At 43.9% G+C, this 14,644-nt stretch carries 13 protein-coding genes; 8 read left to right on the top strand and 5 right to left on the bottom strand.

All coding sequences use genetic code 11. From position 1 onward, the window contains the following. Window positions 1-32 precede the first annotated feature (32 nt). Window positions 33-2,177, top strand: coding sequence for a TonB-dependent receptor (locus ABDW02_RS17195; RefSeq protein WP_343636742.1), 2,145 nt, complete (start codon window positions 33-35; stop codon window positions 2,175-2,177). Window positions 2,178-2,186: 9 nt separating this feature from the next. Then, window positions 2,187-2,834 carry a hypothetical protein gene (locus ABDW02_RS17200; RefSeq protein WP_343636744.1) on the top strand — a complete coding sequence of 216 codons (648 nt, stop codon included), beginning with the start codon at window positions 2,187-2,189 and terminating at the stop codon, window positions 2,832-2,834. A gap of 82 nt (window positions 2,835-2,916) precedes the next feature. On the opposite strand, the gene ABDW02_RS17205 is transcribed toward ABDW02_RS17200, so the two are convergent. Then, a complete protein-coding gene (locus ABDW02_RS17205) occupies window positions 2,917-3,369 on the bottom strand; it encodes a CYTH domain-containing protein (protein ID WP_343636746.1) in 453 nt (150 codons plus the stop codon). Window positions 3,370-3,572: 203 nt separating this feature from the next. On the opposite strand from ABDW02_RS17205, the gene ABDW02_RS17210 reads away from it, so the two are divergent. The 6 genes from ABDW02_RS17210 to ABDW02_RS17235 all read left to right on the top strand — a co-directional run bounded on the left by ABDW02_RS17210 (window position 3,573) and on the right by ABDW02_RS17235 (window position 9,944). Continuing rightward, the gene (locus ABDW02_RS17210) at window positions 3,573-4,610 is read left to right on the top strand and encodes a hypothetical protein (protein WP_343636748.1); all 1,038 of its coding nucleotides are present in this window, start codon (window positions 3,573-3,575) and stop codon (window positions 4,608-4,610) included. Then, entirely contained in the window at window positions 4,598-5,470 is an 873-nt protein-coding gene (locus tag ABDW02_RS17215) for a GNAT family N-acetyltransferase (protein ID WP_343636750.1), read from the top strand. Before ABDW02_RS17210 ends, ABDW02_RS17215 begins: the two co-directional genes overlap by 13 nt. Further along, the gene (locus ABDW02_RS17220; RefSeq protein ID WP_343636752.1) at window positions 5,455-6,165 is read left to right on the top strand and encodes an SDR family NAD(P)-dependent oxidoreductase; all 711 of its coding nucleotides are present in this window, start codon (window positions 5,455-5,457) and stop codon (window positions 6,163-6,165) included. The genes ABDW02_RS17215 and ABDW02_RS17220 overlap by 16 nt, the downstream gene beginning before the upstream one ends. A gap of 47 nt (window positions 6,166-6,212) precedes the next feature. Next, window positions 6,213-8,087 carry a nucleoside-diphosphate sugar epimerase/dehydratase gene (locus tag ABDW02_RS17225; protein WP_343636754.1) on the top strand — a complete coding sequence of 625 codons (1,875 nt, stop codon included), beginning with the start codon at window positions 6,213-6,215 and terminating at the stop codon, window positions 8,085-8,087. Between the two features lie 3 nt (window positions 8,088-8,090). After that, window positions 8,091-8,498 carry a thioesterase family protein gene (locus ABDW02_RS17230; RefSeq protein ID WP_343636756.1) on the top strand — a complete coding sequence of 136 codons (408 nt, stop codon included), beginning with the start codon at window positions 8,091-8,093 and terminating at the stop codon, window positions 8,496-8,498. A 93-nt stretch (window positions 8,499-8,591) separates the two neighbouring features. Next, window positions 8,592-9,944: a hypothetical protein gene (locus ABDW02_RS17235; RefSeq protein WP_343636758.1), complete on the top strand. Its 1,353-nt coding sequence runs from the start codon at window positions 8,592-8,594 to the stop codon at window positions 9,942-9,944. 127 nt (window positions 9,945-10,071) lie between these two features. Here ABDW02_RS17235 and ABDW02_RS17240 read toward each other — a convergent pair whose 3' ends face one another. From ABDW02_RS17240 to gatB, 4 genes are read right to left on the bottom strand one after another with little or no spacing between them, the layout of a single operon-like run. Then, window positions 10,072-10,830: a UDP-2,3-diacylglucosamine diphosphatase gene (locus ABDW02_RS17240; RefSeq protein ID WP_343636760.1), complete on the bottom strand. Its 759-nt coding sequence runs from the start codon at window positions 10,828-10,830 to the stop codon at window positions 10,072-10,074. A gap of 1 nt (window position 10,831) precedes the next feature. After that, entirely contained in the window at window positions 10,832-11,938 is a 1,107-nt protein-coding gene (locus tag ABDW02_RS17245) for a TlpA disulfide reductase family protein (RefSeq protein WP_343636762.1), read from the bottom strand. 40 nt (window positions 11,939-11,978) lie between these two features. Next, complete coding sequence (locus ABDW02_RS17250; protein WP_343636764.1) at window positions 11,979-13,154, bottom strand: TlpA disulfide reductase family protein; 1,176 nt, start codon at window positions 13,152-13,154, stop codon at window positions 11,979-11,981. Then, the gene (gene gatB, locus ABDW02_RS17255; RefSeq protein ID WP_343636766.1) at window positions 13,154-14,608 is read right to left on the bottom strand and encodes an Asp-tRNA(Asn)/Glu-tRNA(Gln) amidotransferase subunit GatB; all 1,455 of its coding nucleotides are present in this window, start codon (window positions 14,606-14,608) and stop codon (window positions 13,154-13,156) included. Before gatB ends, ABDW02_RS17250 begins: the two co-directional genes overlap by 1 nt. Window positions 14,609-14,644 lie beyond the last annotated feature (36 nt).

A 14,644-nucleotide genomic window follows, 5' to 3' on the forward strand; every position in this document is an offset into this window, starting at 1 on the left:
TTCAATCTAATTTAGCCTCGTAATTTTTTGTTATGAAGTATTTACTATTGCTTATAGGTTTGATTCCCATTTATTTGGCGGCGCAAACTACGATTGAAGGAACGGTGCTGAACCAAAGCGGAAAGCCTGTTTTTATGGCCACTGTTTTCGTGAAGGGAACAACTGACGGAGCTCAAACCGATGAAAAAGGAGCGTACAAACTGACTACTAAAATGACCGGTAAACAAACGCTGGTTATCCGGGGTGACGAATTGGAAGAACAAGCGATCGAAGTGAACCTCACAGGAGCGCCGCTTACCCAAAATGTCAAAGTAAGACAATCAAAAGCTATTGAAGAAGTTGTTATTTCGGCAGGAACGATGTCGGCATCCAACGACCGCACTGTAGCCATTCTCGACCCGCTGGATATTGTAACTACAGCCGGCGGACAGGGAGATATTGCCGGTGCTATTCAAACACTTCCGGGTGTGCAGCGAAACGGAGGAGATCAAACCGGTTTAATGGTTCGCGGAGGAGATGTGAGCGAAACATCGTTTATTGTGGATGGTTTGGTGGCGCAAAATGCCTTCGGAAGTTCTGTTCCGGGAGTTGCGCAAAGAACCCGTTTCAATCCTTTCCAGTTTAAAGGAACGGCTTTCAGTACCGGTGGGTACACGGCGCGTTACGGACAAGCTTTGTCTTCCGTCCTGGATTTATCGACCTTGGATTTGCCGGATCAGACCAACATCAATATAGGGGCTAATTTTGCCGGTATTTTCCTGGGAGGATCCAAATTAATGGAAAACAGCGCGGTAGAATTTACCGGGTTCTACCAGAATTTATCTCCCTTTCTGGCATTGGCGAAATCAAACGTGAAATTCTACGAGGCTCCGCAGGGTTTTGGCTTTTCCGGAAGATATGTAGCTAAAACTTCCACACGCGGAATGTTCAAAACAACCTTCAATCAAACCTATAACAGTTCCGGCCTGGAGATCCCGAATCCGGGAGTAGCGGGAGCAAACATGCGCTTCGGACTGAAAAACCAGAATACGTACGTCAATACGACCTTCAAGAATTTCATCAACGACAAGTGGTTGTATTACGTAGGATTCTCTTTAAGTAACAACGATGATGACATTACCTGGGATACGTTGATTTCAACCAGAAATGACAAACGTGTTCAGGGACGCGGCGAATTGATCTACACAGCAGGAAACCGTTTTAAAATGGTGATCGGTTCGGAATTGCAGCATTTCCAGTACCGTCAGACTTTTGATACTTTAACCGGGCAATTTTCAGAAATGCTGAGCGCCGGTTACGTGGAAGCAGATATCATCCCGTTCCGCAATTTTGCAATCAAACCCGGAGTGCGTGCGGAATACTCGAAATTATTGGCAAAGGGAAATATTTCCCCGCGTTTGGCCATGGCGATCAAGACCAGCAAAACGAGCCAGATTTCATTGGCTTCGGGATATTTCTACCAGCTGGCTTCGCAAAACTACCTGATGCAGGGATACCGCCCGAATTTCCAGGAAGCACTGCATTTGATGGCGAATTACCAGATCATCGCCAAAAACCGGATTTTCCGTCTGGAAGGATATTACAAATCCTACGATCAGCTGATCCGTGAACAAGGTGTTGCTTACACACCGAATGCATTCCGTTTCAATTATGGAATGGTTGATAACAGCGGATCCGGTTACGCGCAGGGAATTGATGTTTTCTGGAGAGATAAAAAATCGATCAAGAATTTCGATTACTGGATTTCATACAGCTACATCGACACGAAACGCTTGTACCAAAACTACATCAGCAAAGTCACTCCCGACTATGTTTCCGATCACAACCTGAATGTGGTGATGAAGTATTTCTCTATGAAGCTTCAAACGAGTTTCTCCCTGACGTATAGTTACGCAAGCGGACGACCGTATTACAATCCGTCCAGCACCCGGTTCCTGGGAGACCGTTCACCGGATTACCACAATCTTGCTTTCACGGCGGCATATTTAACAACCATTAAAAAGTTCTTTACGGTCTTTTATATTAGTTTAGATAATATTACCAATCAGCACAATGTTTTGGGCTACAGGTATAGTTACGACGGAAGTCAGAGATATGAAGTAAAACCTCCGTTCTATTTCAATATTTTCTTCGGGTTCAACCTGTCTCTGAAGGAATTTAATAAAGATGAAATTTAATTACAGATTATGAAGCAAGTGATTTTAACAGTGGTTTTGGCATTTACACTTCAAGCAAATGCGCAGGATGAGATCAAAAAGGAATTGGAACCGATTTGTGCGACCTTTGATTCAACTTACACGCTGGAAGGCTGGAAAGCTAAATCCGAGCAGTTGGCCCTCGTAAAAGAAAAGTTCCCGGAAAACTGGATGCCGGCTTATTACTATGCTTATTCCTGTGTGCAGATGTCATATTTCGAACCGACTTTAGCAATTAAAGATGTGCTGGTAAACAATGCCGAAGAACAATTGACCAAAATTGAAGCATGTCCTTTGACAGATGAAGTGCACATCATGAAAGCATTGATTGCAAATGCGCGAATCGGGGCAGATCCTGAAAACCGCTGGCAGAAATACGGAAAAATCTTCGATGAGAACCTGAAAGCTGCAAAAGCGATCAATGAAAACAATCCGCACATTTACCTGTTGAAAGGGATATCTACTTTCTACACGCCGAAAATGTTCGGAGGTGGTGCTAAAAATGCGCAGGCTTATTTTGAAAAAGCGCAGGCAAAATACGATTTGATTACTTACAAAGATGTGGATAAACCGTATTGGTGGGGAAGAAGCACTTGCAGGTATTTCTTCGGTGAAATTGATAAAGAATTGAAAAAGTAGGTTTCGACTCCGCTCAACCTTCTTTTATTGAAGTGTTGAGCGGAGGTTTTATAATTGAAAAGGTGACTGAGCGAAGCCGAAGTCATGCCTTTTCAATCAGTTTTGAATTATAATACTGTACATCCGAACTAACCTCTTTTTCAATCCAATTCGGCAATTCAAAGGCCTCGTCCTCCGATTCCAGTTCAATTTCTGCAATCTTCAAACCTTCCAGCTTGCCGTGAAAGATGTCGATTTCCCATTTCTTTTCACCGACCACCAACTCGTAGCGTTCTTTTTCCAGGACTTTCGCGCAAAAATCAGCCAGTAATTGATTGGCGTCTTCCAGCGGAATCTCATACTCAAACTCATCTCTCGATATCCCGACCGATTTTCCCTTAATGGTTAAATAGCCTTTTTCGCCTTTGGTACGTACACGAACCGTTTTTCCGTCGATATCTGAAATATATCCTTGTCTTATTTTTTTGGATTGCAGGTATTTGACCACATCCGAGATGGCATCGCTTACCAGGTATTTCCGCTCAATTTCTTTCATTTTTTGGATATTAGGCTTCAGGATTTTAGGATATAAGACTGAAATGACTGCTCAAAGCAAATGAAGTCTTAATATCCTGATGTCCTAAAGTCTTGAAGTCCTCTAAAATACAATAGATTTTGCAAAGCAGGCGATTTCGAGTTCAAGATGACGGATAGACATGTGTCTATTTGCCCAATATTGACGCGGTAATACGCAATATCGTGAATTTAGAACTCCAACTACTCAAATTCGGTTATCTTCGCAGTATGCAGGTGATTCTGACATTTGATTACGAACTGTTCTTCGGAACAAACACCGGAAGCGTTCAAAAATGCATGATTGAGCCAACCGATCGATTGTTGGCAATTGCCCGGAAACACGCTATACCGATGGTTTTCTTCGTAGATGTCGGTTTTCTGATCAAACTCCGGGAATACAAGGAACAGTTTCCGGAACTGGAAGCCGATTTCGAGCGCATCAAAAACCAGCTTTATGAAATACTGGAATTGAATGGTGAAGTTCAGCTGCATATTCATCCGCATTGGGAAAAATCACATTACGACGGCAAAAAATGGGTGGTTGTAACCGATGGCTGCTACAAATTATCCGATTTCCCGGATGAAGAAGCAGAAACCATTGTCCGTAAATATCACCGGTTCCTTTCAGAGTTTGCAGGAAGGAAACCAACAACATACCGCGCAGGAGGCTGGTGTATCCAACCGTTTAGCCAGGTCGAAAAAGTGTTCCGGGAACTGGAAATTGAAAAAGATTCCACGGTATTTCCCGGAGGAAAATTCGAATCGGCGCATTACCAATTTGATTTTACAGCTGTTTCACCGTTTCGAAACCCGTATCGCTTTCGATCGGATGTTACAAAAGCGGAAACGGATGGCTATTTCCTGGAAATTCCGATTGCTTCCTGGGAATTTTCGCCGTTGTTCTATTGGCGGTTATACGCTTTGGGACGATTGAATCCTGCTGATCACAAAATGATCGGCGACGGATCTTTTCTGGCCCAGCCGGGAAGAAAGAAATCCGTTTTATTGAACAAAACCTGGAACCACGTGAGTTCTGACGGCTATTATGCTTCACAGTTAATGAAGCAAGCCAAAAGGTATGCGAACAGGCAGGTGAAAACCTTTGTAGTCATCGGACATCCGAAAGGAATGACCAATTATTCGCTGAAACAACTGGAAGCTTTTGTTGCAAGGACGAAAACACGCTATGAATTCGTAAATTTCGGGTCATGCAGTTTGTAAGCGCGGATTCTCCGGAAATAAAACGTCAATGGGATGAATTGGTCTCATTGCACCGGGCATCCGTATTTTCAGAATCGATTTATTTGGATGCGACCTCCGAATATTGGTCTGTCTTGTTTTCAGACGACCGTAAATCCGGAATGGCTTGTCCGTATGTGGTGAAAGGAGGAATGAAAGTTTTGGTGACGCCGTTTTTCAATCGCTATATGGAATGGATCGGTGACCCGGTTTCCGAAGAAGTACTCATTGCCGCGCTGAAGCGTGAATTTCCGGTAGCGGATTTACAGCTTGGAAACGGATTTAGCGGGAATCAACGCATTTTTCAGCAACTGGAACCGGGAAAAATCAAGTTGAACCAGCAGGCAAAACGCTCGGTGAATAAAGCTTCCGGGTTTACAGTAACACAGGAAGAAAACATTCCGGCCATGATGAAACTGCTTCAAGATGAACTTCAGAACCGCATTCATGGAATCAATGGACAAACACTTCCGATCCTGGAGAAATTGGTAAACCGGTATTCCCACAAAAGGTTGGTGCAATTCAATTTGCTCCACGAAAAAAAGTGGCTGGGAGGAATCTGGATTTTGGAAACGGATTCTACGGTCCTTTACCTGAAAGGAACTACGGTGGAAGAAGCCAAAAAATCCGGGGGCATGTACAAATTGATGCTGCACGCGATCGAATATGCTGCTTCCAAAGATAAAAAGTTCGATTTTGGTGGTTCCAATGTGGAATCTGTCAGAAGATTTAATTTGAATTTCGGCGCGCAAGATATCGTATATTCGCATGTAAGCTGGAACAATGCTCCGTTTTGGTGGAGAACAGTGAAAAAGATAAGAGATAAATGGACAAAAAAGTAATTCTGATTACAGGGGCAACCGGTGGATTGGGTTCGTCAATGGTGAAGCATTTTGAAAAGCAGGATGTGAGATTGGCTTTACACACGTTTCAGCAAGAACCTTTTGATGTGAATGCTGAGCACGCGTGGTTCAAAGCTGACCTGAGAGATGAGAACCAGGTCAAGAATTTAATTGCCAGTATCCTGGCCAATTTCGGAAGGGTGGATGTACTCATCAACAATGCCGGAATCTCAAAAAACGGAATGAGCTGGAAACTTGCCACTGCTGATTTCAACGAAGTAATTGCGGTAAACCTGACGGCGCCGTTCTTACTCTGCCAGGGATTGATTCCTTCCATGCGCAGCAATAATTACGGACGAATTATCAATATTTCTTCCGTGGTGGCGCAAACAGGTGTTCCCGGAACAGTTGCCTATGCGGCAAGTAAAGCCGGAATCCTGGGGCTTACGAAAACGGTTGCCAAAGAACTGGCAAACGGCGCTATTACCTGCAATGCTTTGGCTCTTGGCTACTTCGACCAGGGAATGATCTCCGAAGTTTCGGAAGAAATGCAAGAGCAGATTATTGCTCAAATTCCGAAGAACCGACTGGGAGGAGTGGAAACCATCCTGAGCACCATGGACTGGCTCTTAAAAGACGAATCCGATTATGTTACCGGACAAACGATTTCTTTAAATGGCGGGTTGTTTACCTGATTTATTCGCTTAAATTTGCAGTGAACAAAATGAGTAGCACGATCAACATGTTTCCTAAAAAAAATTTGCCCCGGTGGATTATAATTCTGATTGATTTATTCATTTCGGCGATTTCTTTGGTGCTTGCTTACCTGATTCGTTTTGATATCAAGGCAGATGGGGCTCAATGGAAGATGGAGCTGGGAATCGTCAAGTATTCGATCATTGTTTTTTTTGCTGTCAGGCTCATTGTTTTCCTCTTGTTCGGAATTCAAAAAGGATTGGTCCGGCATACTTCCACATCGGATTTTAAACGACTTTTTTTAGCAACCACCGTTTCTTCGGCGCTGTTCGTCGTTATAGGGATTGTCCGTTACAATTGGATCGATGATTATTTCCTGTTCCCGACTTCGGTGATCGTAATCGAATACGTGTTTTGTTTTTTCCTGTTGGCTGTTTCCCGGTTCGTGGTGAAATTGCTTTACCTCGAATCTGTAAAGTCGAGCAGCGAGCAAAAACTGGTGCTGATTTACGGAGCGGGTGTTTCCGGGCTTATTGCAAAACGCATGATCGAAAAAGATGTGCGTATCAACCTGAAAGTATTCGGTTTCCTGGACGATAATAACCGCATTTCGGGGAGCAGGATAGAAGGGACGGAAGTATTCCATACCTCCAAACTGGAAGAAATCCTTCAGAAAAACAACATTTACCAGATCATTATAGCCATTCAAAACCTGGAACCTGAAAAAAGGAGTGCCATTGTGGAGAAAGCTATGGATGCAGGAGTGGAAGTGAAAAAAGTACCGAGTCCCAAAAGCTGGATCAACGGTGCATTTACCACCAACCAGATAGCGCAGGTCAATATCGAAGATTTATTGGGAAGAACTCCTATCGTGCTGAACCAGGATAAACTGATCGACGGGTTGAAGGACCAGGTTGTATTGGTAACCGGTGCAGCAGGTTCTATCGGATCGGGAATTGTGCGACAAGTATTGGAGTATCAGCCCAAATTGGTTGTCTTACTCGATCAGGCCGAATCGGCTATGTACGACCTGGAGTTTGAATTGAAACAATTGAAAGACATTCCTGCATTCGAAGTGGTGATCGGAGACATTTGCAACGAAGAACGCATGGAGAAGTTATTCGATACTTTCAAACCTTCGTGGGTATTTCATGCGGCAGCATACAAGCACGTGCCGATGATGGAGTTGAACCCTTCGGAAGCAGTGAGGAATAATGTGAAAGGAACCAAGATCCTGGTGGATTTATCCAATAAAAAAGCCGTTCACAAATTTGTTATGATCTCCACGGATAAAGCGGTGAATCCGACGAATGTAATGGGAGCAAGCAAGCGCATTGCCGAGATCATTGCACAAGCGGCGAATAACGGCCAGACACAGTTCATTACAACACGGTTCGGGAACGTATTGGGATCAAACGGTTCGGTAATTCCTTTGTTTAAGAAACAAATTGAGCAGGGCGGACCGCTAACCGTAACTGATGAACGCATTACACGTTATTTCATGACCATTCCGGAAGCTTGCCAGTTGGTACTCGAAGCCGGAATCATGGGAAGCGGAGGCGAGATTTACGTGTTCGACATGGGGAAATCCGTTCGAATTGTAGATCTGGCAAAGAAAATGATCCAGTTATCCGGTTTGGAGCTTGGAAAAGATATCGAGATCCGCTATTCGGGATTGAGGCCGGGTGAAAAATTGTATGAAGAGCTTCTGAACGATGCTGAAAACGTACAGGAAACGCATCATCCGAAGATCCTGATCGCATCTGAAAGAGAAGTGGATCCGGAGGTTTACAAAACCATTGACAGCCTGCTGGATTCCATAGGTAAAACGGATAATCTCGGATTGGTCCGTCTGATGAAAGAAGTTGTTCCTGAATTCATTTCAAACAACTCAGAGTATAGTGTTTTAGATAAAAAATAAGCGATGTTAGATTCGTATAGATTACAAGTTCGTTTTTCCGATTGCGACATGATGCAGCACGTTAATAATGCTGTTTACCTGAATTATTTCGAAGAAGCTCGTATCCATTATTTCCGGCAGATGCTTGGAACAGATTGGGATTGGAAGAAGACAGGTGTAATCCTTCGAAAAAACGAATTGGAATACCTGAAACCGGTGTTTCTGCATGAACCTGTTGAAATTTTTGTCTACCTGAAACACATCGGAGAAAAAAGTTTTACCTTATCTTACGAAGTAAAAGTGCTGAACGAAGTTAAAACCACCGGAAGCTCCGTGCTGGTTTGCTACGACAGTGTAAATAAATGTTCGATTCCGATTCCGAAAAGAATGAAGGACGCTTTGTCTAAACTTTCGCTGAAGTTGGAACAATAATTGGTTGATTAGACATCAAGACTTCAGAACATCAGGATAGAAAGACTTAAAAGCCTGAAATCCTAACATTCTCAAGTCGTAAAATCCATAACTATGAGAATCCTCGTTGCATTGTTTTGTTTGTTTTCGCTGGCGGTTGCTGCCCAGCCCAATTTTGGAGTTGCCAAAAAAGAAGCGGTTCCCTGTTACCAGAAAGCTGCCGATCGTTCCAAAGCAAGGTACACGGAATGGGAATGTGGTAAAATTGCCGGAGTGGTAAATTGTAATGAGAAACTGGAAATGTCTCAGGACGGAAAACGGGTAGTGACCAGTTCCCAGAAAATGCCTTTCTCCGGAATGTGCGAAACCTGTCACATGAACGGGATTTTGGAGCGCCGTGTAACATTCGTGGACGGTTATGCAAACGGAATCGATACTACTTATTACAAATCGGGTTGTATCATGGTAATCCGTTCACACGTTCAGGGAGTGGAAGACGGCCACTGGACTTATTTCAACGATTCGACACAAATTCCTGCGTGGGAGAAAACCTACAAACTGGGACAATTGGAAGGACCTCAGTTGACTTACAACGCGAAAGGTGATACGGCAAAATATGAGAAATACATCCAGGGCGTATTGAACGGCCCGAAAATTACGTACAATTCGAAAGGAATGCGTATCAAGCAGGTAAATTATGTAAAAGGTTTGTTGGACGGCCCTTTCCTGGTTTTTAACAATGAAGGAAAGATCATTGAAGAGTTGAACTTCAAGGAAGGAAAGAAACACGGTGTTCAGCATTATTATTACGACGATGGAAAGCTCCTGCGTACGGAAACCTGGGATATGGATTCGCGCAACGGAGAGTTTAAGACCTTGTTTTACAATCAGACCATTCAGTCAATTGAAAATTATAAAAAGGTCACTGCAAAACCAAACCAGTACGTATACGCAGAATTATTTGCTTGTCCTTCGGAAGCAGTTGCGAATGCGTTGGGACAAATGCTGTATGATAAAAAGACGAAAAAAGAGGCTTTAGATAGTTTGAAAGATGCAAATATCGTGGTGACTGAAGTTCGCGGAGAGGCAGTGAGCGAAAATGCCATCCTGAAAGGGAATAACCTGGCAAAAGGAGTGAACCGCCCGATCAAATCCGGGAAATTGTATTACATAGCGGTTGTCAGCGAATTGAAATCCATGACGAAGACAGAAGTGCGTGAAGGATTGTTCGAAGAACGTTTCCCGGACGGTAAATTGAAAAGTACGGCGATTTACAAAAAAGATGTGTTGGTAGAAGAACATGTCTTCGATGAGCAGGGAAGAGAGATCCGGACATTTGGCGGAACTCCGAATTCCGGCAAAGAAGATGATGCGATGCCGACCACAACCAAGCAAAAGAAGGAAAAAGAGAAAAAGAAGAAGGACCCGAAACCAAAAGAACCGGAACCAAAGAAAGAAGGGGAGTAAAGGGAATGATCAATGATAAATTATCAAGTATGAATTGTTCTTGATAATTTATCCTTTATAATTGATAATTAAACCTGGTTACACTTGTGTGAACACGAATTAGGAATTCGCAATTCGGCATTCGTAATTATTTCTTCCATTCCAATAATTTCGCCTCAAACCCGTCAAACACCGCATAGGTGTTGTAGTGAATCCATTCACCCAGGTTGATGTATATGGCCCTTTCATTGATCCGGATAGTCATCGGAAGGTGGCGGTGACCGAAAATGTAATAATCCTGCGGATTGATAGCTTCCTGTTCCCTGCAATACTGCACCAGCCATTCGTTATCTTCTCCCAGGAATTTACTGTCAGAATCACCGGTTGCAATGCGGCTTTTGCGGGAGAAATAATTCGCCAGCCCGATGCCGAAATTCGGATGCAGGCGCGCAAACATCCATTGCGACCATTTCGCTGCGAAAACTTTTTTGATAAACTTATATCCGCGATCTCCCGGGCCTAAACCGTCACCGTGACCGATGAAGAACTTCTTGCCGTTATAAATCGTTTGAATGGGCTCGCGGTAGATTTTTACTCCAAGCTCCTTTTCGAAATAGTCAAACATCCACATGTCGTGGTTGCCGGTAAAGAAATACACAGGAATACCCGAATCAACCAGTTCGGCAATTTTCCCCTGAACCCTTACAAATCCTTTCGGGATGGCGTGTTTGTACTCAAACCAGAAATCGAAAATGTCTCCGACCAGGTAAATTTCAAAAGCGTCCTGCCGGATATGCTCCAACCAGTCAATGATGCGTTTTTCGCGCTCAAAACTCGACTTTCCAACCGGGACACCTAAATGAAAATCAGAAGCAAAGTATATTTTCTTTCCTGTTGGAATTTCCATCTTAGAATCCGAAGATTGTTTTAAGCGCCTGCTCTAATTCCACTCCTCTTAATTTGGTATCGATGATATTTCCGTCTCTGTCGATCAATACGGTGAACGGAATGGAAGAAACCTGGTACAGTTTCGCCACTTCATTGGACCAGTATTTTAGATCGGAAACGTGATTCGGCCAGATCAATTTGTCTTTTTCAATAGCAGCAAGCCACGGTGCTTTGTCTTTATCCAACGACACACTCATAACCGTGAAGCCTGCGTCTTTGTACTTGTTGTAAAGTGCAACCACATTCGGGTTTTCCTTACGGCAAGGGCCGCACCAGGAAGCCCAGAAATCCAACAGGATCACTTTTCCTTTCAGATCGGATAAAGAAAGCGGTTTACCGTTTACGTCGTTCTGCGTGAAGTTTGGAGCTGGTTTTCCGGAGCCCAGGAAGTTTTGCTTGTCTTTCTGAGCTTTCAGCTGATCGTAACTGGTTTTTGCATTCTGCACACTCGGAGAGGAAGGGAAAGCAACCAGCAACTGGTTCACAATTGCTTCGTAAGTAGATAATTCTTTATCGGTGTCAAGCGTGCTTACAACCGGTAAAAGTGCCGGAGAATTCGCGTGTTCCGCAATGAACTTCTGTCTGTAAGCCGAGAACTTGTAATATTCCGTTTGGTAATACTTATTGATTGCTTCCTGGTTTTCAGGAGTTGCTTTCATGGCAGTAATGGCAGAATCTTTCTTTTGGTTGAAATACTGCATTTGTCCCACAAACTCATTCAGGGCGATGCTTTCATCGGAACCGGTAATGGTATGGAACGCATTGATATTGTTTCCGTCTGCGTTGATGCGGATTACGGATCCTTCTTTCAGAATGAGGTTAATGTGCTGCTGGCCTAAACGCAATACGTAATAATCTGCCACAGGAACTTTTCCTTTCAGGGAATAATTCCCTTTTTTATCCAGTTTTCCGCTGATGAAATCCTGGTAGTGAGAACCGTAAAACTGTGAGATCTTGATACTGTCTCCGGCTGTGTTGAAGATGTTTCCGCTCACTTCCACATCTATCGGTTTCTGGCCGAAAGCTATTCCGGATAGTAGTGTCAAACAAAGAATCAATTGTTTCATAGTCATTGTGTTGTAAGTTGTTATCAGCCTGCGCTGAGTCTTAATTTTTTGCCAGTTGTTCTATCAATTTCTGTTCCAATTTTGCGCCTCTTAATCCAACGCCTACAATATTCCCTTCCCGGTTCAAAAGAACGGTATGCGGAATTCCCTGGATACCATAAGACTGAACTAGTGGAGTTTGCCAGCCCATCAAATCGGAAACATGGTTTTTCCAGATCAATCCGTCTTTGGCAATTGCACCTTTCCATGCTTCCGGGTCTTGGTCTAAGGAAACGGAGAATACTTCAAATCCCTGGTTGCGGTATTTTTGGTACATGCGAACCACATTCGGGTTTTCCTTGCGGCACGGAGCACACCAGGAAGCCCAGAAGTCGATCAGGACTACTTTTCCTTTTAAAGCAGACAAACGCAATTCTGTTCCGGAAGGGTTTTTCAATGCAATTTCAGGAGCGGCCATCGTTCCGGCATTGTATTGCTGGTAACTTTGGTATTGTGCATCAATGGCTGCCACCTGCTGGGAAATCATCCCGGTGATCGGAGAATCGGCATAGTTTCGCTGAAAAGCTGCTTCCATTTTTCTCAGATCTTCCAGGTTTTGAGAATCCCAATTGGCGAAACCTTCTTCCTGGGACGGCATCATCAAATTGATCAGGATCATATTCACCGGATTTCCTGGATCTTTGCGGATCTGCTGCTGGGAGAATTTGACAATCGGCTGTTTCAAGCGGGAGAAAGCGGCCAATTGTTGTTCAGGGTCTTTGATGTTAGGCAATTGCTCCATTTGCTTTTTGGCAAAATCGCCGAACAGTACCATGTATTTCGTTAAAGGTTTCGCCCATTTTGTACCGGAGAAAGAAGGTGTGATGGCAAAGTTTTCCTTCGTTGCATTCACCACCAGCTGATCGTTGACATCCAAAGGAATCACGACCGCATTTTTGCTGTTTCCTCCCAAGGTCATGGAGTAAATCCCCATTCCTGGAATGTTGCCGTCCAATTCGAAATTCCCCGAAGCATCTGTTGTTGTTTCAGCAACGGAAATCACTCCTTGCTGGGATTGTGCTTCGATCTTCAGTTTTTCGTTGGCAGCACCCTGGATATGGCCTTCGATGTGGAAATTGTTTTCCAATCCTGTTTTTTCATCCAGGTTGTTGTCTCCGCAAGCAGAGAAAAGGACTATTCCTGAAAAAAGGACACTCAAAAAAGAAAAACGGTTCATCAAACGGTTTGTATTAATTCACGCAACAGCGTATTTGTTGTTCTTGGATCAGCTTTTCCGCCAGAAGCCTGCATGATTTTACCCATGAAAAATCCTGTCAGCTGATTTTCTCCTGCTTTAAAACGGGAAACTTCGTTCGGGTGTTGCCCGAAAACTCCCAAAATAACTTCTTTTAATGAGTCAGCATTGGATTCCTGAATGATATTCAGGGAGACAGCTAGTTCATCGATATCTGCAGCAGGATTTTCGATCAATGCCGGGAAAAGCTTTTGTGCCGCAGCGGAGTTGGAAACTTTTCCGCCTTCGATCATGTTGATAATTCCCGCAATTTGCTTCGCCGAAACAGGTAAATCTTCGATTTCTAACCCGTTTTGGTTCAGGTAAGATTTCACTTCACCCATGACCCAGTTCGCTGCCGATTTGTAATTTTTCGTGTTCGAAATCACCTCTTCGAAGAACAGGGCGATCGATTTGGAATCGGTCAGAATTCCAGCGTCGTAATCGGAAAGTTTTAACTCTTGTGTGTATTTGGCGTACAATTCTCTCGGAAGAGCGGGCATTTTCGCTTTTACGGAATTCACGTAAGTTGCATCCACAACGATCGGCTGTAAATCCGGCTCCGGGAAATACCGGTAATCGTTTGCGGCTTCTTTGCTTCGCATGGAAATGGTAATTCCTTTCAAAGCGTCAAAGCTGCGTGTTTCCTGTGAAATGCGTTCTCCGTTCTCCACCGCTTCAATCTGGCGTTCCACTTCGAATTCAATAGCACGCTGTACGTTCCGGATCGAGTTCATGTTTTTCACTTCGACCTTCGTTCCGAATTCAGCAGCACCTTTCAGGCGAACGGAAATATTGGCATCACAGCGAAGGGAACCTTCTTCCATGTTTCCGTCACAAATATCCAGGTAACGCACCAAACGGCGCACTTCTGTCAAATAATTGTATGCTTCCTGGCTGGAACGGATTTCCGGCTCGGAAACGATTTCCAATAAGGGAGTTCCCGCGCGGTTCAAATCGACCAATGTATCGTACAAATCCACATCGTGGATCGATTTACCGGCATCTTCTTCCATGTGGATACGCGTCAGACCGATGGTTTTTTCTGCACCGTCATCACCCTTAATCACGATAGAACCGCCCGTGCAAATCGGAGTAGTATCCTGTGTAATCTGGTATCCTTTCGGAAGATCGGGATAGAAATAATTTTTGCGGGCAAAATGCTGGTGCTCTGCAATCGTACAACCGCAAGCCAGACCCAGTCTGACAGCAAACTCGATTGTTTTCTTGTTCATCACGGGCAAAGTTCCCGGATGGCCCAGAGTAATTACACTCACATTGGTGTTCGGATGCGCTCCGTATTCGTTGAGATCTGAAGAATAGGCTTTGGTTTTGGTCAGCAACTGTGCGTGAACCTCCAAACCAATAACCACTTCGTATTTATCTTTTATAGACATGCTGATTTTTAACTGAGTCACAAATTTCGAGTTTTT

Origin of the sequence: Fluviicola sp., from assembly GCF_039596395.1 — a bacterium.
In the GTDB taxonomy this organism is placed as follows: Bacteria; Bacteroidota; Bacteroidia; order Flavobacteriales_D; family Crocinitomicaceae; genus Fluviicola.